Genomic DNA, 24,466 nt, shown 5'->3' on the forward strand with positions numbered 1-24,466 from the left:
TGTCTCACTCCTAAACCATACCAACGCCTATGCACCTTTCGCCTAAAGATATCGACAAACTTGTTCTGCATAATGCCGGGTTTGTGGCACAAAAGCGGCATGCGCGCGGGTTACAGCTCAACTATCCGGAAGCAGTCGCCTTGATTGCCACGCAGTTGCTGGAGTTTATCCGGGACGGGGAGAGCGTCTCTACCCTGATGGACAAGGGCAAGCGAATCCTGGGGCTCAACGATGTGATGCCGGGTGTAGCGGACATGATCCAGGAGGTGCAGGTAGAGGGCACGTTTTCGGACGGTACCAAGCTGGTCACGGTGCATCAGCCGATTTGTCGCGAACTGGGTTTCCCGGAATTGGCCTTGTATGGCTCCGGGCTGATGTACGAGCGGCGGGAAGTAGCGCACGATAATACAATGGCGGCCGACCCTGGCAGTTTTGTGTTGGCCCAGGGCGACATCATGCTCAATGAAGGGCGCACCACCGTTGACCTGGATGTGACGAACATGGGTGACCGGCCGGTGCAGGTGGGGTCTCACTATCCGTTCTTTGATACAAACGCTCAACTAAAGTTTGACCGGGAGAAGGCATTCGGTTTCCGGCTGAACATACCCGCTGGCACTGCAGTGCGCTTTGAGCCCGGTGAGCGCAAGAGGGTACAGCTGGTAGCCCTGGCCGGGGAGCGGAGGGTATATGGTGGCAACAACCTGACAGATGGCGAGCTGACCGACGAGCGTAAAGCAGCTGCACTGGAGAAAGCCAGGGCTGCCGGATTCCTGATGAGTTGATCATCAACCCTTATTGAAATAGATTACGGACGAGACGATCACCCCAACACGCTAACCATACCTCTATGAGCCTGAAATTAGAACGCCGTGCCTATGCTGACATGTATGGCCCCACTGTGGGCGACCAAGTCCGGTTGGGCGATACCAGCCTTTTTGTGGAAGTGGAGAAGGACTTTTGTGTGTATGGCGAGGAGTGCAAGTTTGGGGGCGGCAAGGTGCTGCGCGACGGCATGGGGCAGGCCGCAGGCGTCTCGCAGTCCGATGCCTTGGATATGATCATCACCAATGCGCTGGTCATTGACTATACCGGCATCTACAAGGCGGACATCGGGATCAAGGAGGGGCGCATCAGCGGTATCGGTAAGGGAGGCAACCCCCACATCATGCCCGGTGTTTCGCCTGGCATGGTGGTGGGGGTTACCACAGAGGTTGTGGCAGGGGAGGGGCTTCTGCTCACGGCCGGGGCTATCGACTGCCACATACACTTTATCTGCCCACAACAGATTAATGAGGCGCTGGCCTCAGGCGTGACAACGATGGTGGGGGGAGGCACCGGGCCTGCGGCCGGAACCAATGCCACTACTTGCACACCGGGGGCGTTTTTTATCCAAATGATGCTGCAGGCAACAGAGGCTTACCCCCTGAATTTCGGCTTTCTGGGAAAAGGCAATTCCGCTAAACCCGAGGGGTTGCTGGAACAGGTGGAGGCCGGCGCACTGGGTTTTAAGCTGCACGAAGACTGGGGCACCACGCCGGCAGCCATCGACAACTGCCTGCGCATAGCCGAACAGTACGACGTGCAGGTATGCATCCATACCGACACGTTGAATGAGAGTGGCTTCGTGGAAACGTCCACGGCGGCCTTTAAGGGTAGGACCATCCATGCCTACCATACCGAAGGGGCCGGCGGAGGCCACGCGCCCGACATCATTAAAATTTGCGGAGAGCCAAACGTGATTCCTTCCTCCACGAACCCTACACGCCCCTACACGGTGAACACCATTGACGAACACCTGGACATGCTGATGGTTTGCCACCACCTCGACAAGAACATACCCGAGGACGTGGCTTTTGCCGAGAGCCGGATACGGGGTGAAACGATTGCGGCAGAAGACATCCTGCACGACCTGGGGGCGCTTTCCATCCTTTCCTCAGACTCACAGGCCATGGGCCGGGTGGGAGAGGTGATTACACGCACCTGGCAAACAGCGCATAAAATGAAGGAGCAGCGCGGCTTGCTGCCTGAAGATGACGGCCCGGCGGGCAGGGCGGATAATTACAGGGTACGGCGGTATGTAGCCAAGTACACCATCAACCCGGCGCGTGCCCACGGGTTTTCCGAGGAGATCGGGTCGGTGGAGGTAGGCAAGCTAGCGGACCTGGTGCTCTGGAAGCCTGCGTTCTTCGGCTCCCGACCCGAGATGATCATCAAAGGCGGGGCAATCGTGCAGGCGCAGATGGGCGATGCCAACGCTTCGATCCCGACCCCGCAGCCCTCCTTTTCGAGGCCCATGTTCGGGGCTTTTGGCGGCGCTGTCGGCACTACGTCGCTGGCTTTCGTGTCGCAGGCCTCAGTAGCACATGTGCAGCAATACTATGGGCTGCGCAAACGGGTAGTGGGTGTGAAGAACTGCCGCAGTGTGTCCAAGAAGGACATGGCCCTGAACGACTACCTGCCAAACATTGCCGTGGACCCGGAAACGTATAAAGTGACAGTAGATGGGGTGCACCTGACTTGCGCGCCGGCCACAAAACTCCCCCTGGCGCAGCTTTACAACTTGTTTTAACATCAGTGCGATGGATAGGATACTTCTGTATGTGAGATGTGTGGCTATCATCAGCATAGCGTAAATGCCAGTTAACCCAGTAACGTATACCTTGACATGCAGTTCGCGCGTCTGTTGCATTTAGTGGATTCTGCCATCCCGACGGGGGCATTTGCTTACTCGTACGGGTTGGAGAGCAGCATTACGTTTGGCCTGATCAGAAGCCAGTTTGATTTGCGCAATTACCTGTACGCCTACCTGCAGCAGGTGGCGAGCCTGGAATTTCCGTTCATATACTCCTGCTACCACTTGCCAGAGGCCGAGCTTGGCGTTGAGTTACTGTCCATGGCTGAGCAGTATGAGGCAATGATGTTGGTGCCGACGATGCACAAAGCCAGTGCAGTACAAGGCAAAAACTGGCTTATTCTTTTGGAGTCATTTTATCCGGACGCTAACGTGGGGAAGATCCGGACTTGGTTCCGGGAGGCGAACATTCCTCCTCACTTCGTGCTGGTATACGCCTTGTGCCTGAAGCGCGTGGGCTTTGGGTTGGCGGAGGTGCAACTGATGTTTCTGCACATGACCTTGCGCGACCAGGTGAGCGCCGCCATCCGGTTGGGCTTTATCGGGCCGATGGGCGGACATAAACTGCAACACGACTTCTATACCGTTTTTGAGGGGCTGACAGCGGATTACCTGAACTCGCCTTATACCGAGGCGACGCGCTCCGCTTTTCTGCTGGACACGACGCAGGTTTTCCATGCGGATATTTACTCGAAGCTGTTTCAGAACTAGCGCATAGCTAAACTGTTAGTTTATCAGCCATGGGCAAGGTGTTGATTTTTAGTTATAAAAGGGCGCGATCATCGCTCGGGGAATACATCTTCAACAGAAATTTATACATCGATTAGAATCCACTTAACCTGAATAAAAAGTTATGGCCTTTGTAGATAAACTCGCCCTGCTGCTGCACGGGCACTCACACGAAGCCTATGAGTCGCCGGGCGACTTTTCGCTTCGCGAAACCCGCAAGCTGCCGGTATACCGGAACTTTAGAAAAAGGGCTTTTACGGTAGGGATAGGAGGACCTGTGGGAACCGGTAAAACGGCTTTGCTGAAGGCCCTCTGCGAACGGTTACGGGATGCGTATGAGTTGGGGGTGGTAACCAACGATATTTTTACCCGGGAAGACGCTGAGTTCCTGATCCGGAACAGTGCCCTGAGCGAAGACCGGATTATAGGGGTGGAAACGGGTGGTTGCCCCCATGCCGCTATCCGGGAGGACATATCGCTAAACATGGACGCCCTGGAAGAACTAATGGCCCTGTTTAACTACAAGATAGATCTCCTGTTTGTGGAAAGCGGTGGCGACAACCTGGCTGCCCACTTTAGCCGCGAACTGGTGGACTACTCTGTCTATGTGATCGACGTGTCTGGGGGCGACAAGGTGCCTCGCAAGGGCGGACCCGGCATCACGCAGTCTGATTTACTGGTGATCAACAAGACAGACTTAAAGGATTTGGTGCGGGCAGACCTTGGCGTGATGGAACGCGATGCGAAGAAAATGCGCGGCGAGGGACCCTTTGTCTTTGCGCGGGCGCTTCACGGAGATGGCCTGGATACGATCGTCGCGTACATCCTTCAGGCCAGGGAAAAAGCGTTGGGTTCCGTTCGGGAGGACAGGCGATAAGGCTTTGCCCTGAGCTTTGTTTAATACTTCCGGGTAGCGGGGTTATACCCCAGGTGCAGCTCATCAGATAAGGTGGTGAGCAGAGCCTCTGAAAGTTCTTGCAAATCCGGGCGGCTCATGGCCATGGCACGGAGCAGGTATACCGCCGGTTTTGCCCGCACCACGGAAAGCACCACGTCATGCGCCTGCAAATCTAGGCCCAGGGTATGGCGTTCGGGCATACGGAGTTGGAGCAGCCGCTGCCCCAGTTGTTCAAACCTTTCCTCGCCGGGAGTGCCCACCAAATAGGCGGAGAACATGGTCTGGTAACGGCTGAAATTTGCGGGGGAAGTGGCAATGTGCTGCGTAGGCCGATACGCAAAGCGGTCGAGCAGAACAGGTTTTCCTGCGGCGGATACGCACACCTCCGAGAAAAAGGAGCTGAAGGCAAATTGCTCTCCCATGTCCATCCTGCCAGAATGGAACCAGTCTACTACCAGCAGCGTGGCCTGTTCCTGTAGCTCCCAATGCTGTATTTGCCGGTAGCGGCTTTCGGCCTGTAGCACCACAGGGTCGGGGAATACAACCGCCAGCGCTCCCCGTTCCAGCACACCCAGTACGGTTTGGCGCGCCTCCTGTCCGTCTGTAGATTTAAAGATCTTGGAGTTGGATTGAGAGCTCAGGAATGTCCTGGAGCCGCGGCCACACACGACCCGCAGGTTGACCTGATCACCCGCCACCATGCCGCCCCCAAAGTTCGAAAGCACTACATGGCAGCAAAGACTGTGCGAAGCAGGGTTCAGCACCTTGAGCGGTTGTGCACTCCTGCAACCCACCAAACGGGATTTTCCGCGCACAACGGCCACTTCCACGGCGCTCCAGTTAGCCGAAAGGGTATCTGTTAGATGGGGGAGAGGTACGGGCATAAACTTTTGGCTGCGGGGAGTGATGAAAGTTGAAATCAAAAAAAAAAGCGGCTAGCCATATATAAATGACTAGCCGCTGAAGTTTCTGAGGTGTATCAGGCAGAGTTGCGCTCTGCGTTGATTATGCCGAAGGAGCAGCGCATAACCATTTTCTCGTAGGTTTTCTTGTTGTCTCCTTCTTTTTGCTGCTCTTCCATCTCCCGGATCTTGGTCAGGGCGTACTGCTGGATGGTCAGCAGCGGCAACTCAATGCGCTGGCGCATCTGAATTGACAAAAGATTGACGGGTTTGTCTTCCATCAGCTCCGTGCCGCCTGCCAAACGCAGGATATAGCTCTTCGTCAGCTGGAATTCCTCGTAGATCATGTTCCAGAGCTCACCGTATTTCGGGTGCTTCGCCAGGAAGGCAGTGAGCGGGAAGAAGCATTTCGTCATGGCCATCTCGCAGTTGTCCATTAGCGTTTTGAAGAACAGCGAGCGGTTGTAGAGCTGCTGAATTTCCTCCCATTTCCCGGCTTCCTCCAGGCGTTGCAAGGCAGTGCCCACGCCGTAGTAGCCTGGCAGGTTTTGCTTCAGTTGGCTCCACGATCCCACGTAAGGCACAGCCCTTAGGTCGTTGAGGTTGAGCTTGCCGGGCTTGCGCTTGGAAGGGCGGCTGCCAATGTTTGCCTCCCCATAGTAACGCAACGGACTGGCGTAGATCAGGTATTCCAGGAAGTCCGGGTGGTTCTTGAGGTGGTTATACTTATCGAAGCTTTCGTTTGACAGGCGCTGCAGCAGCGCTACCTCTTCAGGGCGCAGCAGCGTTTCCTGCGATGCAAACACTGTGTTCCATACCCCTGCGTGCAGCAGTTGCTCAATGTTATATTGTGCAGCATCCACCGTTCCGAAATTAGAGCTGATGGTCTGGCCCTGAATGGTAAGCTGTATTTCCTTGTTAGAGATGTTAGGCCCCATGGAGGCATAGAACTGATGCGTTCTGCCGCCGCCGCGTGCCGGAGGGCCCCCGCGGCCATCGAAGAACACCACTTCCACACCATACTCTTTCGAGATGTTGCTTAGCTCTTCTTTGGCTTTGTAAATACCCCAGTTAGCCATCAGGTAACCACCATCTTTGGTACCGTCTGAGAAACCGAGCATGATCGTCTGCACGTTTCCGCGGCGCTGCAGGTGCTGCCGGTAAGTCTCGTTCTCGTACAGGGCGGCCATCACACCGGCTGCGTTGTTCAGGTCGTCAATCGTTTCGAAGAGCGGCACAATGTCAACGCTCAACGACTCTTTTTGCCAGCCGCTCAGTAAGTGCAGGCCGTAGACCTGCATGATGTCGAGGGCACTGGTGCTATGGCTGATGATATAGCGGTGGCAGCCGTGCACGCCGTTGGTTTGCTGGATGGTTTTGATAGCCTCCATACTCTCCAACACGTCGCGGTGCAACTCGTTTTCCAGCTCTGCCGGGTTTGCCCGACCGCTCACTTCCAGCATTAACTTTATCTTCTCCTCTTCAGAGCGGGTGGCGTAATCCTTAGGCAATAAATCTGTCTGCTCGGCCAACACTTCCAGCACCTCGGTATGCACGGAGCTGTCCTGGCGGATATCGAGTGTGGCGAAGTGAAGGCCAAACAATTCGACCTTTCGCAGCAGGCTTTCCACCATATTCAGGAAAAGGCTGTTATGCTGCTCAATCAGGATGGTTCTGATATTCTCTAAGGTATGGATGATCTCATCTTTAGTGATGTCCAGTTCGTGGTTCGGCACAAACAGGTTGTTGTAGAGTTTCTGCTCCAGTGCCAGCACCAAGTTAGAAACGCCCTTGAAAGTCAGGCGGCGCTTCAGCCGGCGCACATCCAGGTAGTAAGACTTCAAAGCGCCACCGCGCAGGGCCTCAGCTACTTTCAGGGTGATCTCTGCATTCACAAAAGGGTTGCCGTCACGGTCGCCGCCTGGCCAGAAACCAAAGCGGATAATCGGGTTGTCGTTGCTGACCTCTTTTGGGAACTGGTTCTTTAGCGCCGACAGGATATTGCCCCCGGCATGGTAGAACACGTTTTCCAGGTACCAGATTAGGTTCATAGCCTCGTCATAAGGCGTAGGCTTCTCGTTTTTGAAGAAAGGCGTTTTGCCTAACTGGCGCAGGTAACTGTTTATTTGTGCCGTGTTGTCGTTTATCATCGCCTTCGAGAGGTCGTTGATGATGCCCAGCACTTCACTTGGGTAAAACTGTGTCGGGTGCGCAGTCAGTACCAGCCGAACAGAAAAGTCTTCGAGCTTTTTAGCCAGCTCAGCAAACTTCTTGCCCTGCTGCACCTCTGTTTGCAGGTGCTTCAGGGTTCCCTGTCCCTGCATGTCATGTATGTCGCGGTAAGCGGCATCTTCCAAGGCATCAAAAAGCACGACCTGGCGCTCAGTATATTGCACAAACCGGAACAGCAGGTCAATCACTTCCTGCTCCGTTTGGTAGGAGGTGTGCTGCTTGAAAAAGGAAGAGATGATTTCCACCGGGCTCTGGTTTTTACTGAAGCCTTCTTCGCAATGCAACAGGAAAATAGTCAGCAGAACGCCGGTCTTCTCAACCCTATGGAAAGGAAGGGCGGTGAACAAACTGTTGTATAACTGAAACCGGAGACTTACCTGCTTGTTATAAGCCTGTATGGTGCTGTTGGGTGAACCATCCATGTGATGCGTAGTTTTTTGCAATGCTAAACTTTATTTGGTAGTTATATTAAAGTAATTGCAATATAAGAAAGGATTTGTTAACAATCCGATAGTATAGTGGCAAAACTTTACGAAAAGGGCCTACGATAGGTAATAGGAGAACCAATTGAAGCGCTTTTTTTAAAGATATGTATTTAGGAAGGCAGATTCAAATAAAACTAGTCTGGTTAGGCCTCCGCCCCTGTTATATCAAGGGTATCATACGGGGAAAATGAGATTTTATATGCCGATTTGCTGTATTTATAATTCTGTAACGCAAGCTGTGAAACACGGCGGCAACGCAGCACACTCCCTCAGAACAGCACCCTGCGGTATACCTGCCGGCTTACCTCTTTTGCATTGGCAGACGTATAGGGGGAGCTATGCTGGAAGAACTGATCATTAGAACCCTTTGCGACACATTGCCTGGTGAGGCGGCAGACGCGCTGTTCCTGTTTGGGCAAACCGAAGACAACCAGGCCTCGGCTTTTGCAGCGGTGCATACCCTGCACCGCCAGCATTGTCTGAAGAAAGTCTTGCTCCTGGACACCGAGCCGATCAGCGGTTACCCGGGGTATGCCAACTGGAAAAGAGCCCTAACGGCGCAGGGCGTAGCTGAGGAGTTGATGGAACCCGTCGCGCCAGTTCCCCCGGATCCGGAACTGCTACATACCCGCATCGAGGCAGAGGCTGCGATATGGCATGCGAAGGAAAAAGGGTATAGGCGGCTGATCGTGACGGCATCTCCGTTCCAGCAGCCACGCGCCTTCATGGCGGCGGTTACGGCTGCCCAACTCCATTACCCCGGTTTATACCTGTATAGCCTGCCCGGCAAAGCCTTGCCCTGGAAGGAGCAGGTTGTCCATTCGCAGGGGGAGGTGCAGGATACCCGAGCCGGGCTGATAGCCGGCGAAATGCAGCGCATCCGAAAGTACCACGCGCAGGGCGATTTGGCCTCGGTAGATGAAGTACTGGCGTACCTGAACAGACGCGATACCGGGAAGCTCGGGTAGTTTACTTCATATGCAGGTGCTTGCGGCGCACAATCTCCTGCACCGGCACATTCTCGATTTTGCTTTCGAGCCACGAGATAATATCGAGGTACAGAAACGGGCGTTTCTCATAAGGGTCCTGCGAGATCTTCAGGAGTTTGTCTTTTAAGCTGATAAAGGCATCCTTCAACTCGTGCGGGGCCACATCCCCTAACCCGCGCAGGAACCGGAAAATCTCTACCTGCATTTGCTGCTGGTCGTTCATCTTGCCTAAAAACCGGTATACCGACCGGATCTGGTATTCCAGCACTTCGTCTTCCCCGGCCTCGTAGTGGGCAATCAGGTTCAGGATGCGGGCAAAGCACTGCAGGTCCTCGCGCAGGCTAATATCCTTGTACTGAATGATCTTGTTCAGGTATTCGATCGCCTTGTAATTGTCGCCACTCCCAAAATACAAACTCGCTATTTTGTAATAGAAAGTCAGCATGCGGTGCGGATCCATCTGCGACCGGAAGCGGTTCAGGTGATCGAGCAGGTCTGGCACTATAGAAAGGCCCTCCGTGAAATGCCCTTTGAGAAAGTAGCTGTTGATACGGTTGGTATAGATAAACAGGAAGAGCAGGACCTCTGAGTTAGGCGTCGGACGTCTGTTTTCGTCAACGGCAAATTTCTCCAGCTTATGCAAGGTCTCAATAAACTTGCTGTAATAAAGCATGTTATAGAGGGCGAGCAGTAGGTTGTGTAACCCCTTGATGTAGAGCGTGTCCTGCTTGTATTTCATCTCGGCGTTCTGCTCAAACAGGTCCACCCATTTCTGGGCATGGCGATAACAGGACTTAAAGTCCTGGTTGATGTAGTAGTACCATACATGCGCCTGGTGATAGTAAAGCTTCTCGAAGAAACCGGCTTTTGCCAGGTCTACCTGCGGCATGTTTTGTTTGAAGAATGCTGTGGAATGTATAAAATCCTCTTCGTTGCGGGAATGCCCCACTTTTATGTATAAGCCATACATGCGCAGCGCAGCGTTGGAGAGCACATGGATCTGAGTGACGTGCTGAGCGGTGCTGATGGCCTCAGCCGCGAGGGTTTCTGCACGGCCCTCGAGGCTGCGTGTGATATACTGAGACTCGATCAGCTTCTCAAAATCAATGGCCATCAGAGCGATGTGCTGCATCTCAGCCTGGTAGGCACCGAGCTTTACCTTCTCCAGCATCTTCAGGCTCTGCTGGTAAAACCCCTTGTTATAAAGCACCCGGGCATAATCCAGTTGCTCGTGTAGCTGAATGTCGATGTTCTGGCCTGCATGATACAGGCGCAGGCTGGAGAGCAGCTGACGGTACAGGTTCGCCTTCATGTTGGCCAGCTGCGTTTTCTTTACGGCCGGGGCGCTTTCAAGCACTTTTTCATCATCGTACAATGCCTGGCCGTCCATGGCGTCGAAAAGCTGAAGGAACTTTAGTCCTTCTGTAGAGCCCTGCCGCTTGGCGAAAAGCCTGAAATGCCGCTTCTCTGATTTCGTTAGTGATTTTACCAGTAGAAATACAGGATCGGTGCTTTCGGTAGACATTGTAATTTGATTTAGGTTAACTAACTGTTAAACAGTGAGTTATGAATGTTTTGTGGATGATTAGAAATAACAGTGCTTTCTGAAAATAGTTTTTGTAGCTGCTAATTTACCTGTTATTTGCTCCCTAAGTACTGAATATATTTCTGTAATAAAGATCAAATTAACTATGTCGGCTCAAAAAATACAAATCTTCGACACCACCTTAAGGGATGGCGAGCAAGTACCCGGTTGCAAATTAAACATGGAGGAGAAACTGGTAATTGCAAAGCAGCTCGAACTACTGGGGGTGGACGTGATTGAGGCTGGTTTCCCTGTTTCGAGCCCAGGTGATTTTGAGGCCGTAAAAGCTATCGCCAGCCAGACAAGAGAAATTACCGTCTGTGGGCTTTCACGGGCAGTAGAAGAGGATATCCGTGTGGCGGCCCAGGCGCTGACTTCAGCCAAACACCCGCGCATCCATACCGGTATCGGCACCTCCGATTCGCACATCAACTTTAAGTTGCGCAGCACCCAGGACAAAGTGCTGGAGCGTGCCGTGGCAGCCGTTACCCTTGCCAAAAGCTTCGTGGAGGATGTGGAGTTTTATGCCGAGGATGCCGGTAGAACAGAAAATGAGTTTCTGGCCAGGGTATGCGAGGCGGCAGTAAAAGCCGGTGCCACCGTACTTAACATCCCGGACACAACAGGCTACTGCCTGCCCGAGGAGTACGGCGCGAAAATCAAATACCTTTATGAGAATGTGAAAGGCATTGACAGGGTGCGTTTGTCTACCCATTGTCATAACGACCTGGGTTTGGCCACGGCCAATTCCATCGCCGGCGTAGTCAACGGGGCCCGCCAGATAGAGTGCACCATCAACGGGGTGGGGGAGCGTGCCGGTAACACGGCCCTGGAAGAGGTGGTGATGATTTTGCGTCAGCACCCTTACCTGAACCTCGACACGAACGTGAACACGAAACTGCTGGCCGAAACCTCCGCGATGGTCTCGCACATGATGCGCATGCCCGTGCAGCCAAACAAAGCCATTGTCGGTTCCAATGCTTTCTCGCACTCCAGCGGTATCCACCAGGACGGCGTGATCAAGCACCGCGAAACCTATGAGATCATTGATCCGCGCGACGTGGGTGTGTCCGATTCCTCCATTGTGTTGACAGCCCGCTCGGGACGCGCCGCTTTGGCCTACCGTTTGCAGAAGATTGGGTATAACTTCGATAAGCCAACCCTGGATAAGGCCTATGCCTCTTTCCTGCAGGTGGCGGATCGCACAAAAGAAGTCGTAGACAATGATTTGCATATCTTAGTTGAACAAGAAAACCTGGTTGCTGCCAGCTAGTATGAAAAAGACATTATTCGATAAAATATGGGAAGCACACGTAGTTCGCTCCATTCCGGGCGGACTCGATGTGTTTTATATAGACAAGCACCTGATCCATGAGGTGACGAGCCCGCAGGCCTTTGATGAGATATCGGCCCGCAACCTGCCTTTGTACCGCAAGGACCAGATAGTAGCCACCGCTGACCACAACGTTCCCACTGTAGACCAGCATCTCCCGATTCAGGAGCCGCTCTCCCGGATGCAGGTGGACAAACTGACCGAGAACTGCGCCAAGCATGGCGTGGAGCTTTTCGGGCTTGGGCATCAGAACCAGGGCATCGTGCACGTGATCGGACCCGAGCTTGGCATCACACAGCCCGGTATGACCATTGTGTGCGGCGACAGCCATACCTCTACGCACGGAGCCTTCGGGGCCATCGCTTTCGGTATTGGTACCAGCCAGGTAGCGCAGGTCATGGCCTCGCAGTGCTTGTTGCTGAGCCGCCCAAAGAAAATGCGCATCACCGTAGACGGTGAGCTAGGACGTGGGGTATCTGCCAAAGACCTTATTCTATATGTGATTTCTAAGCTGGGTACTGGTGGTGCCACAGGCTATTTTGTGGAGTATGCCGGTAGCGCTGTGCGCTCGCTGAGCATGGAAGGCCGCATGACGGTTTGCAACATGAGCATCGAGATGGGCGCACGGGGCGGTATGATCGCGCCGGATGAAACCACCTTTGCTTATGTGGAGGGCCGCGAGCACGCCCCCAAAGGAGCGCGTTGGGAGCAAGCCCTGGCATACTGGAAAACGCTGTATACCGAAGAAGGCGCTGCTTTCGACAAGGAGTACTACTTCAGTGCCGAAGAAATTTCCCCAATGATCACGTATGGCACAAACCCGGGTATGGGGATCGCGCTTAACGGTGCTATTCCATCGGAGGTGCCTGCCGGCGAGACCGCCAGTTTCGACAAGTCGCTGCAGTATATGGGGTTTGCGCCCGGCGAGTCTTTGTTGGGGAAAGAAATCAACTACGTGTTTATAGGCAGTTGCACGAACTCCCGCATCGAGGACCTTCGGGTGGTAGCGGAGTACGTGAAGGGCCGTCAGAAAGCCAGTCATGTGGAAGCCATCATCGTGCCGGGTTCCAAGCAGGTAGAGCAGCAGGCCAAGGCCGAGGGCATCGACAAGCTGTTGGCAGCGGCAGGGTTTACCCTGCGCGAGCCAGGGTGCAGTGCCTGCCTGGCCATGAACGAGGATAAGATTCCGGCAGGGGCTTATTGTGTGTCTACCTCTAACCGCAACTTTGAGGGGCGGCAGGGGCCTGGCTCCAGAACCTTGCTGGCAAGTCCGCTTGTTGCCGCCATCACGGCCGTAGAAGGTAAGATTGTTGATATAACCCAATACCTGAACTAATGAAGAAGTTCGAAATCATACAGTCGGGCGCGGTTCCGTTACCGATTGAAAACATAGACACCGACCAGATCATCCCGGCACGCTTTTTAAAGGCCACGTCTCGGGAGGGCTTCGGCGAAAATCTGTTCCGCGACTGGCGGTTTGACAACGCTGGCGAACCGAAGCAGGAGTTTGCGCTCAATAACCCGCGCTACAGCGGTGAGATACTGGTGGCCGGGAAAAACTTTGGATGCGGCTCGAGCCGGGAGCATGCGGCCTGGGCCATCTATGACGCTGGTTTCCGGGTTGTCATTTCCAGCTACTTTGCCGATATCTTCCGCGGCAACGCCCTGAACAACGGCCTGCTGCCTTTGCAAGTATCGGATGAGATGCTGCAGCGCTTGCTGGCGCAGGTGGAGCGTGAGCCTCAGACAACGTTTGTGGTGAACCTGCTGGAGCAGGAGCTGTATATCCCAGCCTGGGAGGAGCGGGTTACTTTTGATATTGATCCGTATAAAAAAGAGTGCCTGATTAACGGGTATGATGACATTGATTTTTTAGTGAGCCAGAAAGAGGCCATCGAAGCATACGAAAGCAAACGAGCATGGGCGTATTAGATAAAAAAATTGTAGTGTTGCCAGGCGACGGCATCGGTCCGGAGGTATGCAACGAAGCCATCCGGGTATTGGAAGCTGTGGCCGAGCGATTCGGGCACAAGTTTGAGTTTGATAAACGGATGATGGGCGCCTGTGCCATCGATGAGACAGGAAACCCACTGCCTGAAGAGACTTTGCAGGCTTGCCTGGAGGCAGATGCCATTCTGCTCGGGGCAATCGGCGACCCGAAGTACGACAATGACCCGTCGGCCAAGGTAAGACCGGAGCAAGGACTGCTGCGCCTTCGCAAATCCCTGGGACTTTTTGCGAACATCCGGCCTGTAACGGCCTATGATGTGCTGCTGGAGCATTCCCCTCTGAAAAACGACCGCATTGCCGGAGCCGACATGCTTATCTTCCGTGAGTTAACAGGAGGGGTATACTTTGGTGAGAAGGGCCGCGATGCCGACTCGGCTTTCGATAACTGCACGTATAGCCGTGAGGAAATTGAGCGGATTTCGGAATTGGCCTTTCAGGCAGCAGCCACCCGGCGCAAGAAACTGACCCTGGTAGACAAAGCCAACGTGCTGGAAACATCACGTTTATGGCGCGAAGTGGTGCAGGGCATCGCCAAGCGCTATCCTGAAGTGGCTGTAGATTACCTTTTTGTTGACAATGCCGCGATGCAGCTCATTCTCAACCCGACGCAGTTCGATGTGATCCTGACAGAGAACATGTTCGGCGATATCCTCTCGGATGAGGCTTCAGTAATTGCTGGCTCACTCGGCTTGCTGCCTTCCGCCTCTGTCGGTAACTTGGTGTCGCTATTTGAACCGATCCATGGTTCTTACCCGCAGGCCAAAGGCAAGGGAATCGCAAACCCGATCGCAGCGATACTGTCGGCAGCCATGATGCTGGAGCATTTTGGTTTGCAGCATGAAGCAGACCTGGTAAAGGATTGTGTGCAGTATGCCCTGGAGAAGCGCGTACTTACGCCTGAACTGAATGCAAAATCACCGTACACCACCGAGCAGGTAGGTACTTTTATCTCTTACTGCGTATTGGATGGTGCCGAAACGGGACCTTATAAGTATAATATTGAAGTAGGTTTGAGTACGATCATCTAATAACCTGACCTTTTGGATGAAACACATATTGCCCCTTTTGCTGGTCATTCTAATTTTCGTGCTGCCCGCACGGAGGCTGGAAAAGGTGTATAGCTGATAAGTTTATCGAACAGGTATAGGCAGCCATCTCCTTTCCAGGGGGGTGGCTGTTTTTTTTTAAAGATTTTTCCTGTGGTAGAAATCGGAAAAGGTGAGGGCATTTAACGGTGTAGCTTTCAGGTTTGCAATGATAAATTAGGGCGCTTCCTTCATCGGTAAACAGAAGCTGCGTAAGCTATAGAACAGGCTAGCGGTGCTTTTTTTGACCGATGCCCGATAAAATCAATCTGGTAATTTACTTTAGATAATGTATATTGTTTGCTTGTAACAAACTGAAAAACAGGTAAATACAAACTTTTTGACTACTTTTAGAAATAGTAAGCATTTGGAAGCTTTGTTTTAGATGTCGTTGCAAAATTTTGACATTGTAGCTCGGAAATAAGACATAAGTATAATAACAGAACCATATGGCTGACATGTCTTCAAATAAATGCCAGTCATATTAAAAAAATAGAACCTCCATGGCCTTAAACAAATACAGCCGGATTTACACACAAGACGACAGCTTACCTGCCTCTCAGGCCATGCTGATCGGCTCCGGATTATCTGAGGAAGATTTACGCAAACCGTTTGTAGGAATTTGCTCGACCGGATTTGAGGGTAACACCTGTAACATGCACCTCGACGGCCTGGCAGACGAAGTAAAAAAAGGGGTAAGCCGGTTGGGTATGGTTGGCCTGCGCTTCAACACGATTGGGGTAAGCGACGGCATCACCAACGGAACAGAGGGCATGCGCTATTCGCTGGTATCGAGAGAGGTGATCGCAGATTCAATCGAGACCATTACCGGTGCGCATAATTACGATGCCCTTGCTTGTGTGGTAGGCTGTGATAAGAACATGCCCGGTTCGCTGATCGCGATGGCCCGCCTGAACAGACCGTCGTTGATGGTATATGGCGGCACCATAAAAGGAGGCGAGTTTAAAGGGGAGAAGCTGAACATCGTTTCCTGCTTTGAGGCCTATGGCAAAAAACTGAACAACGCTATCTCAGACGAGGATTTCAGAGGCATTATCCGCAATGCTTGTCCGGGGCCGGGTGCTTGTGGCGGCATGTATACGGCCAATACCATGGCTTCTGCAGCCGAGGCGCTGGGTATGTCTATACCCTACACCTCTTCTTCGCCGGCAGTGAGCCAGCAGAAGATGGATGAGTGCCTCGAGACAGGGCACTACCTGCTAAACCTGCTTGAAAAAGACATCAAGCCGCGCGACATCCTGGTGCGTGAGGCCTTTGAAAACGCCATGGTTGTGATCACGGTGTTGGGCGGCTCTACCAATGCGGTGATTCACCTGATCGCCATTGCGAGTGCCGCTGGAATAAAGCTGACGTTGGAGGATTTCCAGGCGGTGAGCGACCGGGTGCCGGTGCTCGGCGACCTGAAGCCAAGCGGCAAGTATCTGATGGAGGACCTTTGCTCGCTTGGCGGAGTGCCAGCTGTGATGAAGACGCTCCTGAACGAAGGGCTCATCAACGGCGACCTGCTAACTGTGACTGGTAAGACTGTGGCGGAGAACTTGAAAGACGTGAAGCCTTTGGGCGAAGAGCAGGATCTTTTAAGGCCGCTTTCCAACCCTATCAAAGCAGACGGGCATATTCAGATCCTGTATGGCAACCTTGCCACTAAAGGCGGTGTGGCCAAGATATCCGGAAAAGAAGGATTGAAGTTTGAAGGCCCTGCCGTGGTGTTTAACTCGGAAGAGGAGCTCAACGAAGGCCTGAAAGTACATAAAGTGAAGGCAGGCAATGTAGTGGTTATCCGCTACGTCGGCCCAAAGGGCGGACCGGGGATGCCGGAAATGCTGAAACCTACCTCCGCTATCATGGGCGCCGGACTGGGCGATAAAGTGGCCCTGATTACAGACGGTCGCTTCTCTGGCGGCACGCACGGCTTCGTGATCGGGCATGTTTGCCCGGAGGCGTTTGACGGAGGGAACATTGCGCTGGTGGAAGATGGCGACATCATTACCCTGGATGCCGCTACCAACACGGTGCATCTGCACGTGGACGATGCCCTGCTGACAATGCGTCGCGAAAAGTGGGAAGCGCCAGCACCGCGTGTGAAGCGTGGCGTGCTTCAGAAGTATATCAGAACCGTGAGCGATGCAAGCAACGGATGTATAACAGATTTAGAAGAGGCATATGTTAACGAACGAGAAACAAGCCCCAGAATTGGTTAAGGAGAAAACGACAATCTCGGGAGGCGAGGCGCTCATTCGCGGGTTACTGACCGAAGGCGTTGAGACGGTGTTTGGCTACCCTGGTGGTGCCATCATGCCGATCTATGACTCGTTGTACGATTACAGAGACCAGTTGAACCATGTGCTGGTGCGGCACGAGCAGGGCGGTATACATGCCGGCCAGGGGTATGCGCGTGCTTCGGGCAAAGTGGGGGTAGTGTTTGCTACCAGCGGGCCCGGGGCCACTAACCTGATCACGGGCCTGGCCGATGCCATGATCGACAGCACGCCGCTGGTTTGTATTACCGGGCAGGTTTTCGCCCATCTTTTAGGCACCGATGCTTTCCAGGAGGCGGATGTGGTAAGCATTTCGGCACCTGTAACCAAATGGAATTACCAGGTGACAGATGCAAACGAAATTCCAGAGGCACTGGCTAAAGCCTTCTATATCGCTAAAAGCGGTCGTCCAGGGCCGGTGCTGCTCGATATCACTAAAAACGCACAACTGCAGCAATTCGAGTTCAAAGATCATAAGCCCTGTGTGCATGTGCGCAGCTACCGGCCGAAGCCCATTGTACGCAGAGAATACATTGAGGAAGCGGCAGCACTAATCAACTCAGCTAAAAAGCCATTTGTGCTTTGGGGCCAGGGTGTGATGCTCGGAACCGCCGAACAGGAGTTTAAGGAATTCATAGAGAAAAGCGGTATACCTGCCGCCTGGACCATTATGGGAGCAGGTGCCCTACCAACCGACCATCCGTTGAACGTGGGGATGCTGGGCATGCACGGTAACTATGGCCCCAATGTGCTCACAAATGAGTGCGATGTGCTGATTGCGATTGGTATGCGCTTTGATGACCGGGTAACGGGCCGCCTGGATAAATACGCCAAGCAAGCCAAGGTAATCCACCTGGACATAGACCCGTCGGAGATCGACAAGAACGTGAAAACCACTGTGCCGGTATGGGGCGACTGCAAAGAAACCCTGCCGCTGCTGACGCAATTGGTAGAGGCGAAGCACCATGCAGAGTGGCTGCAGAAATTCAGGGATTATGCGGCGGAAGAATACAATCAGGTGATACAGGAAGAGTTGTACCCCGCATCCGGCGAGATGACAATGGGTGAGGTGATGCAACTCTTGAACGAACTCACCAGCGGCGATGCCATTATAGTGAGTGACGTAGGGCAGAACCAAATGGTGGCTTGCCGCTACGCCAAGCTCAACCAGACACGCAGCAACATTACGAGCGGCGGCTTGGGCACCATGGGCTTTGCCCTGCCCGCAGCCATTGGCGCAAAATTCGGCGCCCCAGACCGTACTGTAGTGGCCTTTGCCGGTGACGGAGGCATACAGATGACCATTCAGGAACTCGGCACCATCATGCAAAGCGAAGTGGATGTGAAGATCATCATCGTGAATAACCAGTTTCTGGGTATGGTGCGGCAGTGGCAGCAGCTTTTCCATGAGCGCCGCTACTCTTTCGTGGATATCACCAGTCCGGATTATATAAAAGTTGCGGAAGGCTACGGCATACCCGGCAAGCGGGTAGACGAGCGGGCAGACCTGAAAGGCGCCTTGCAGGAAATGCTGGCGCAACCGGGGGCATACCTGCTGGAAGTGATGGTGACCAAAGAGAACAACGTTTTTCCGATGGTGCCGCAGGGATGCAGTGTGAGCGAAATCAGATTAAAGTAACCTGAAGCAGAAGAACAGCATGAGCAATCAGAATCAGAACGGGAGGCAGGAGTTTAATATCACGGTGTATACCGAGCACCATGTAGGCCTGCTTAACCGCATCGCCACGATTTTTTCGAGGCGTAAAATGAACATTGAGAGCCTCAATACCTCGCCTTCTGAGATCGAGGGGATACACCGCTTCAACATCGTGATCAACGAGACCGAGGATGTGATCCAGAAACTGACAAGGCAGATAGAGAAGCAGGTAGAGGTGCTGAAAGTATACTACCATACCAACGAGGATGTGATCTGGCAGGAGATGGCGCTGTACAAAGTGCCAACCGACGTGATTGCTGAGAAGGCCCTTGTGGAGCGACTATTGCGTGAGAACGGTGCCCGTGCCGTGGTGATCCGGAAGGACTATACCGTTTTTGAGACCACCGGCCACCGTGAAGAGACTGATAACCTGATCAAAGTGCTGCAACCATACGGCCTGATCGAGTTTGTTCGCAGTGCCCGCATCGCGATCATCAAGGGGAGCGAAGGCTTTAACCGAAAACTGCGTGAGTTTGAGCGTGCCGAACCCGGCGAGGAAGTAGTGGAAAATGAGTACCTCAACAGTCGCGACAACATCTTTTCGATGTAAGCCCGGTGATAACCAAATAAGTAATAAAACAAAAATCATAAACTTAAAATCAGCTAGACTAAAATGGCAACTATCAATTTTGGAGGAGTAGACGAGACCGTAGTTACACGCGAAGAATTCCCACTTTCGAAAGCACTGGACGTGCTAAAAGACGAAGTTATTGCCGTGATCGGCTACGGTGTGCAGGGCCCGGGCCAGGCGCTTAACATGAAAGACAATGGGTTCAATGTAATTGTAGGCCAACGCAAGGATTCCCCATCTTGGGAGAAGGCCCTGGAAGATGGCTGGGTAGAGGGTGAGACCCTATTCTCGATCGAGGAGGCGGCCGACCGCGGTACCATCATCTGTAATTTGCTTTCTGATGCAGGGCAAATCGCCCTGTGGCCAACCATCAAGGAAAGGCTAAAGCCAGGTAAGACGCTTTATTTCTCACACGGTTTCGGAATCACTTTTAAAGAGCAGACAAGCATTGTGCCGCCTGCAGATGTGGATGTGATACTGGTTGCGCCTAAAGGCAGCGGTACCAGCCTGCGTCGCCTGTTTGTGGGTGGTGGCGGCCTGAACTCTTCGTTCGCCGTGTACCAGGATGCCACAGGAAAGGCTTATGAGAAAGCAGTAGCTATGGGTATCGGGGTAGGCTCCGGTTACCTGTTCGAGACTGATTTCAAAAAAGAGGTATACAGCGACCTGACAGGGGAGCGTGGTGTGTTAATGGGCGCCTTGGCGGGTATCATCGAGGCGCAATACCAGGTGCTGCGCGAGCGCGGCCACTCTCCTTCGGAGGCCTTCAACGAAACAGTGGAAGAGCTAACGCAAAGCTTGGTGCCTTTAGTGGCTGAGAACGGTATGGATTGGATGTATGCCAACTGCTCAGTTACTGCACAGCGTGGTGCCTTAGACTGGAAAGGCAAATTCAAAGATGCCACCCTTCCGGTATTGAACGAGCTCTACGATAGCGTAGAATCCGGTAAAGAAGCCGAGCGCACCATCACACGCGGTTCAACGCCGGGTTACAGAAAAGAACTGGAAGAAGAACTGAAGGAAATCCGTGAATCAGAATTGTGGCAGACAGGCGCAACCGTAAGAAAGCTGCGCTCTAAGGCAAAGTAATACCGCATGGAAAAAGATATAGTTGTTTTGGAGACAGGAGTATCGCTGGAGAAAGTAGAGAGGGCTGCCAAAAACCTGAAGGGGGTGATTAACAAAACCCCCTTGCTGCAGAACCACTGGCTGTCGCAGACCTATGATGCGCAGGTATACCTGAAGCGGGAAGATCTGCAGGTCGTGCGTTCGTACAAAATCAGGGGTGCTTACAACAAAATGAGTACCCTGCCGCAGCAGGAGGGTGAGCGGGAGATTGTCTGCTCCAGCGCCGGCAATCACGCTCAGGGTGTTGCCTATGCGTGCAAGCTGCTAGGTCTGAGAGGCTATATCTTTATGCCCGCCAACACACCTGCTCAGAAAGTGAGCAAGGTGCGTGGCTTCGGAAAGGAAATGGTGGAGGTGGTGCTGACCGGCAATACCTACGATGATACCTTTAAGGCTGCCAAAGAATTCTCGGATAGCCGTGGCAGCACGTTTGTGCCTCCTTTTGATGATTTAGCCATTGTAGAAGGGCAGGCAACCGTGGGGCTCGAGATTCTGAAGGCAGCGACCTTCCCGATAGATTACCTTTTCATGCCGATTGGCGGGGGTGGACTGGCCGCTGGCTTGTCCAGTGTGTTCAAGCAACTGAGCCCGGAAACCAAGCTGATCGGGGTGCAGCCGCAAGGGGCGCCTTCTATGTATAATTCTTTAAAGGCAAAGCAACGCCTGTCTTTAGATACTATCGACAGCTTTGTAGATGGTGCGGCCGTGAAATGCCCGGGCGAGCTGACCTTCGGGATTTGCCAGGAACTGCTAGATGACGTGGCCCTGGTGGCGGAAGGCCAGGTATGCGAAGACATCCTGAAGATGTATAACGAAGAGGGCGTCGTGCTGGAGCCTGCGGGTACCCTGTCGGTATCGGTGCTGAAGGACTATGCTGAGGAGATCAAAGGCAAAAATGTGGTCTGTGTCATCAGCGGTAGCAACAACGATATCACCCGGATGGAGGATATTAAGGAGCGCGCCATGCAACACCAGGGACTGAAGCATTACTTCATGATCACCTTTAACCAAAAGCCAGGTGCGCTGAGGACCTTTGTAAACAAGGTGCTGCAACCCGGCGATGACATCATACACTTCCAGTACATCAAGAAAAACAACAAGGAAAAAGGCCCTGTTTTTATCGGTGTGGAAGTGAAGCAGTCGGGGGACGAGGAAGGAATTAAGCAGCGGATGCTGCAAGAGGGCTTTGCCTACGAGTACCTGAACGGGAAACAGGATTTCCTGAATATGTTTCTGTAAATGTAATAGTAGTTGTTTGTTTATATAGAAGCCGCCCTTTCTCTTGATTGGGCGGCTCTTTTTTTGACCGTTTTTCAAATCAGGCGCTTTCCCTTTGAAATTAGCATGAAGGAATTTAAGTAGCCTGTTTTATAAAATCTGCGAAATGTAAAAGCACGTAAATTTGGCAGGAAGAAATATAGTATTTAAATATTAATTATTTAAGGGCATAACACCGTGAATGCCGAATAACAGCAAAAAAATTAGTAAACAGAGCCTGGCATCATGGCAATACGTGTAACATTTTACCTCATTTAGGAGTAACAACATTCTAATACCACTAATATGACTTATGTGGTAAAAAATTGTAAATAGCTTTTAAGTTTTTTGAGTCTGACACCCTAACCTCCTAACAGAATCACCTTTTATGCACCCTAAACATAAAGCTTTACAGTTTTTGCAGTCCAACTTTGTACGCCGTGCAAAAGGTGCTAGCTTCTTCATTTTAACGCTGGTTGTACTCATTATCACAGGTCTCGAATTAGGGGGGAGCAGCCCGCATGTTATATCCTCAACACCCCAGAACGGTGCCTCCGGAATAAGCATCACGATAAATAGCATTGCGGCAAATAGTATCTATGTACCAGAGGTGCCAGGCTTTAAGGGCGGGGTAGATAATCTTACAATTTCAAATCAAACCGTAAAACTCTACAAGGTTACGGGGAACGAAATGGAGGAAGTGCCAGGCACTGTACAAGGCACGGGCGGCGGCGATGCAATCAGCTTTTCACCGGCCAACATACTGGAACCGAACACCGCATATAGGTTTGTGATCACCAATGGCATTAAATCTTATAATGGGGATTCTTTTCTGCCTTATACAGCAGAATTCGTTACGGGCGACCTGAACACGGTTCCTCCCGCTGCGCCTCTGCCAATAGCCTTCGACAAGGTGCCGGTGCCAGGCACACAAAACAAGCACTATACCTCTTTGGTTTTTGGGCCGGATGGCTTTTTCTATGCCTTGCGCATGAGCGGCCAGATTGAGCGGTTTGAAGTAGACCACCTAACAGGTATGCTGAAATTGCAGCAGGTATTCAATACTCTTACTGACAAGTACGGTTCACGCACGGCAATTGGCCTTGTGTTCGATCCGGCTTCCACTCCGGAAGCGCCCATTGCCTGGGTCTCGCACTGCAGCTTCGGGTTAAATGATTCTCCTCCTTTTGATGGAAAAATCTCCAGATTGAGCGGCAGGCATTTTCAGCAGGAGGAATTAGTGGTTACAAACCTGCCCCGCTCTAACAAAGACCACTTGGTGAACTCTCTGGCATTCGGTCCTGATGGTGCCTTGTATTTCAGCCAGGGCAGCAACAGTTCTATGGGGGAGTACGACAGTTTCTGGCAACGTTCAGAAAGCTTGCTATCTGCGGCTGTGTTAAGGCTTGATCTTCAGAAATTACAGCGCGTTACTCTGCCTTTGGATGTAGAAACCACCAGAGACCAAAAACTCATCAACAGTGCCCCAAGAAAATCAATGCGCTTGGCAGACGGCACATACAACCCATACAGCACCGATGCGCCGTTAACCATTTACGCGTCAGGGGTGCGTAACTCCTATGACCTGGTATGGCATAGCAACGGACAGTTATACCTCCCTGCAAATGGTTCTGCTGCCCGTGGCAATACACCAGCCTCTGTGCAGGGCACCCGCCGTCCGGACGGGACGTTCTATGACGGACCAAAGGTTGAGGCGGTATCTGAATTGAAGTTCAGGTTTAAACGCCTGGAGAAGCTAGCGAAGCGGCTGTACGACGAGGCGGCACCGCCCGTACAGAATGACTGGCTTTTCAGAGTAAATCCTCTCAAACCCCTGGGGTACTATGGCCATCCGAATCCAAAGCGTGGGGAGTATGTGGCAAATAGAGGGTATACTGATAACCCTGCATACCCTCAAGGCACAAAGGCGGATAAGAACTACAGGGGGGCAGCCTTTGATTTTGGGCTAAACAAATCGCCTAACGGGGCAATAGAGTATAAAAGTGATGCCTTTGGAGGCTTGCTGAAAGGACGTTTGCTGGTTTGTCGCTTTTCAGGTGGGAGTGATGTGATTGTGTTGGAGCCAGGCGCAATGCAGCGAAACCCAAAGGTGACTGACGCGAGCAGCGATGACAGTTGTTACGATATCGTCCGCTCAGTTTCGGGCTCCGGCATCAATGGCATTGCCGGCTTCAAGGGCTTTGCAAATCCTTTGGATATCGTGGAAGACGTTACGACCGGGAATTTATACATCAGCGAGTTCAACCGGAACAACAGCCCTTATTCAACCGCCCAGATCGTGCTCTTGCGTGTGAAGGAACAGCCGCAGGCAATTGTTAGTCGGCATCAAAAGAAAAACACAGCCGGTAGCTAGCCTGGCCCTGCCAGGAATTTCGCCTACTGGATTTCGGGCAACTGTTTGCGCACCCTGCGCTATTCTCCTAATCGCACCTCAGCAAGGGGAATTTATAGCTGTTCCTCCTCCACGCCTCCGGGCGGAGGGGTACATGGCATGTGTGGCTTCCATGCGGCTGAAAGAGCATTGAAAGATCCGTTTTAGTTTTCTGTAGGCACTAAACAGTTGCGCCGCACAAAGTCTAAACTTGTGCGGCGCAACTGTTTATAAGCAAAGGT

18 protein-coding genes are annotated in these 24,466 nt (G+C 52.6%); 15 read left to right on the forward strand and 3 right to left on the reverse strand.

All coding sequences use genetic code 11. The features are described 5' to 3' along the window. Nucleotides 1-29: 29 nt before the first annotated feature. The 4 genes from ureB to ureG all read left to right on the forward strand — a co-directional run bounded on the left by ureB (nucleotide 30) and on the right by ureG (nucleotide 4,238). Entirely contained in the window at nucleotides 30-782 is a 753-nt protein-coding gene (gene ureB / locus ACXYMU_RS10485; protein ID WP_458986340.1) for an urease subunit beta, read from the forward strand. Nucleotides 783-847: 65 nt separating this feature from the next. After that, the gene (ureC, locus tag ACXYMU_RS10490) at nucleotides 848-2,569 is read left to right on the forward strand and encodes an urease subunit alpha (protein WP_458986341.1); all 1,722 of its coding nucleotides are present in this window, start codon (nucleotides 848-850) and stop codon (nucleotides 2,567-2,569) included. Nucleotides 2,570-2,665: 96 nt separating this feature from the next. Continuing rightward, nucleotides 2,666-3,343: an urease accessory protein UreF gene (locus ACXYMU_RS10495; RefSeq protein WP_458986342.1), complete on the forward strand. Its 678-nt coding sequence runs from the start codon at nucleotides 2,666-2,668 to the stop codon at nucleotides 3,341-3,343. A gap of 142 nt (nucleotides 3,344-3,485) precedes the next feature. After that, nucleotides 3,486-4,238 (forward strand): urease accessory protein UreG, encoded by a 753-nt coding sequence (gene ureG, locus ACXYMU_RS10500; protein ID WP_458986343.1) that lies wholly within the window; start codon nucleotides 3,486-3,488, stop codon nucleotides 4,236-4,238. A 20-nt stretch (nucleotides 4,239-4,258) separates the two neighbouring features. Here the strand turns inward: ureG and ACXYMU_RS10505 are convergent, their stop codons facing one another. Together ACXYMU_RS10505 and ACXYMU_RS10510 are read right to left on the reverse strand one after the other, a co-directional pair. Beyond that, nucleotides 4,259-5,143: an urease accessory protein UreD gene (locus ACXYMU_RS10505; RefSeq protein WP_458986344.1), complete on the reverse strand. Its 885-nt coding sequence runs from the start codon at nucleotides 5,141-5,143 to the stop codon at nucleotides 4,259-4,261. A gap of 95 nt (nucleotides 5,144-5,238) precedes the next feature. Next, nucleotides 5,239-7,815, reverse strand: coding sequence for a phosphoenolpyruvate carboxylase (locus ACXYMU_RS10510; RefSeq protein WP_458986345.1), 2,577 nt, complete (start codon nucleotides 7,813-7,815; stop codon nucleotides 5,239-5,241). A gap of 401 nt (nucleotides 7,816-8,216) precedes the next feature. Here ACXYMU_RS10510 and ACXYMU_RS10515 point away from each other — a divergent pair, with 401 nt between their 5' ends. Continuing rightward, complete coding sequence (locus tag ACXYMU_RS10515) at nucleotides 8,217-8,846, forward strand: YdcF family protein (protein ID WP_458986346.1); 630 nt, start codon at nucleotides 8,217-8,219, stop codon at nucleotides 8,844-8,846. Nucleotide 8,847: 1 nt separating this feature from the next. Here the strand turns inward: ACXYMU_RS10515 and ACXYMU_RS10520 are convergent, their stop codons facing one another. Beyond that, complete coding sequence (locus tag ACXYMU_RS10520; protein WP_458986347.1) at nucleotides 8,848-10,392, reverse strand: hypothetical protein; 1,545 nt, start codon at nucleotides 10,390-10,392, stop codon at nucleotides 8,848-8,850. Between the two features lie 166 nt (nucleotides 10,393-10,558). On the opposite strand from ACXYMU_RS10520, the gene ACXYMU_RS10525 reads away from it, so the two are divergent. The 10 genes from ACXYMU_RS10525 (at nucleotide 10,559) to ACXYMU_RS10570 (ending at nucleotide 24,206) form a co-directional block, all read left to right on the forward strand. After that, nucleotides 10,559-11,725: a 2-isopropylmalate synthase gene (locus ACXYMU_RS10525; protein ID WP_458986348.1), complete on the forward strand. Its 1,167-nt coding sequence runs from the start codon at nucleotides 10,559-10,561 to the stop codon at nucleotides 11,723-11,725. A gap of 1 nt (nucleotide 11,726) precedes the next feature. Further along, entirely contained in the window at nucleotides 11,727-13,121 is a 1,395-nt protein-coding gene (leuC, locus tag ACXYMU_RS10530; RefSeq protein WP_458986349.1) for a 3-isopropylmalate dehydratase large subunit, read from the forward strand. Further along, on the forward strand, nucleotides 13,121-13,717 hold the full coding sequence (gene leuD, locus ACXYMU_RS10535; RefSeq protein WP_458986350.1) for a 3-isopropylmalate dehydratase small subunit: 597 nt from the start codon (nucleotides 13,121-13,123) through the stop codon (nucleotides 13,715-13,717). The genes leuC and leuD overlap by 1 nt, the downstream gene beginning before the upstream one ends. Further along, nucleotides 13,705-14,823, forward strand: coding sequence for a 3-isopropylmalate dehydrogenase (leuB, locus tag ACXYMU_RS10540; RefSeq protein WP_458986351.1), 1,119 nt, complete (start codon nucleotides 13,705-13,707; stop codon nucleotides 14,821-14,823). The genes leuD and leuB overlap by 13 nt, the downstream gene beginning before the upstream one ends. A gap of 560 nt (nucleotides 14,824-15,383) precedes the next feature. Further along, a complete protein-coding gene (gene ilvD, locus ACXYMU_RS10545) occupies nucleotides 15,384-17,102 on the forward strand; it encodes a dihydroxy-acid dehydratase (RefSeq protein ID WP_458986352.1) in 1,719 nt (572 codons plus the stop codon). After that, on the forward strand, nucleotides 17,065-18,798 hold the full coding sequence (gene ilvB / locus ACXYMU_RS10550) for a biosynthetic-type acetolactate synthase large subunit (RefSeq protein WP_458986353.1): 1,734 nt from the start codon (nucleotides 17,065-17,067) through the stop codon (nucleotides 18,796-18,798). Before ilvD ends, ilvB begins: the two co-directional genes overlap by 38 nt. 19 nt (nucleotides 18,799-18,817) lie before the next feature. Then, a complete protein-coding gene (gene ilvN / locus ACXYMU_RS10555; RefSeq protein ID WP_458986354.1) occupies nucleotides 18,818-19,426 on the forward strand; it encodes an acetolactate synthase small subunit in 609 nt (202 codons plus the stop codon). A 63-nt stretch (nucleotides 19,427-19,489) separates the two neighbouring features. Further along, nucleotides 19,490-20,536, forward strand: coding sequence for a ketol-acid reductoisomerase (gene ilvC / locus ACXYMU_RS10560; protein WP_458986355.1), 1,047 nt, complete (start codon nucleotides 19,490-19,492; stop codon nucleotides 20,534-20,536). A 6-nt stretch (nucleotides 20,537-20,542) separates the two neighbouring features. After that, the gene (gene ilvA, locus ACXYMU_RS10565; protein WP_458986356.1) at nucleotides 20,543-21,814 is read left to right on the forward strand and encodes a threonine ammonia-lyase IlvA; all 1,272 of its coding nucleotides are present in this window, start codon (nucleotides 20,543-20,545) and stop codon (nucleotides 21,812-21,814) included. 406 nt (nucleotides 21,815-22,220) lie between these two features. Further along, entirely contained in the window at nucleotides 22,221-24,206 is a 1,986-nt protein-coding gene (locus ACXYMU_RS10570) for an Ig-like domain-containing protein (RefSeq protein ID WP_458986357.1), read from the forward strand. The last annotated feature ends 260 nt before the right edge of the window (nucleotides 24,207-24,466 follow it).

Source organism: Pontibacter sp. CAU 1760 (assembly GCF_054482735.1).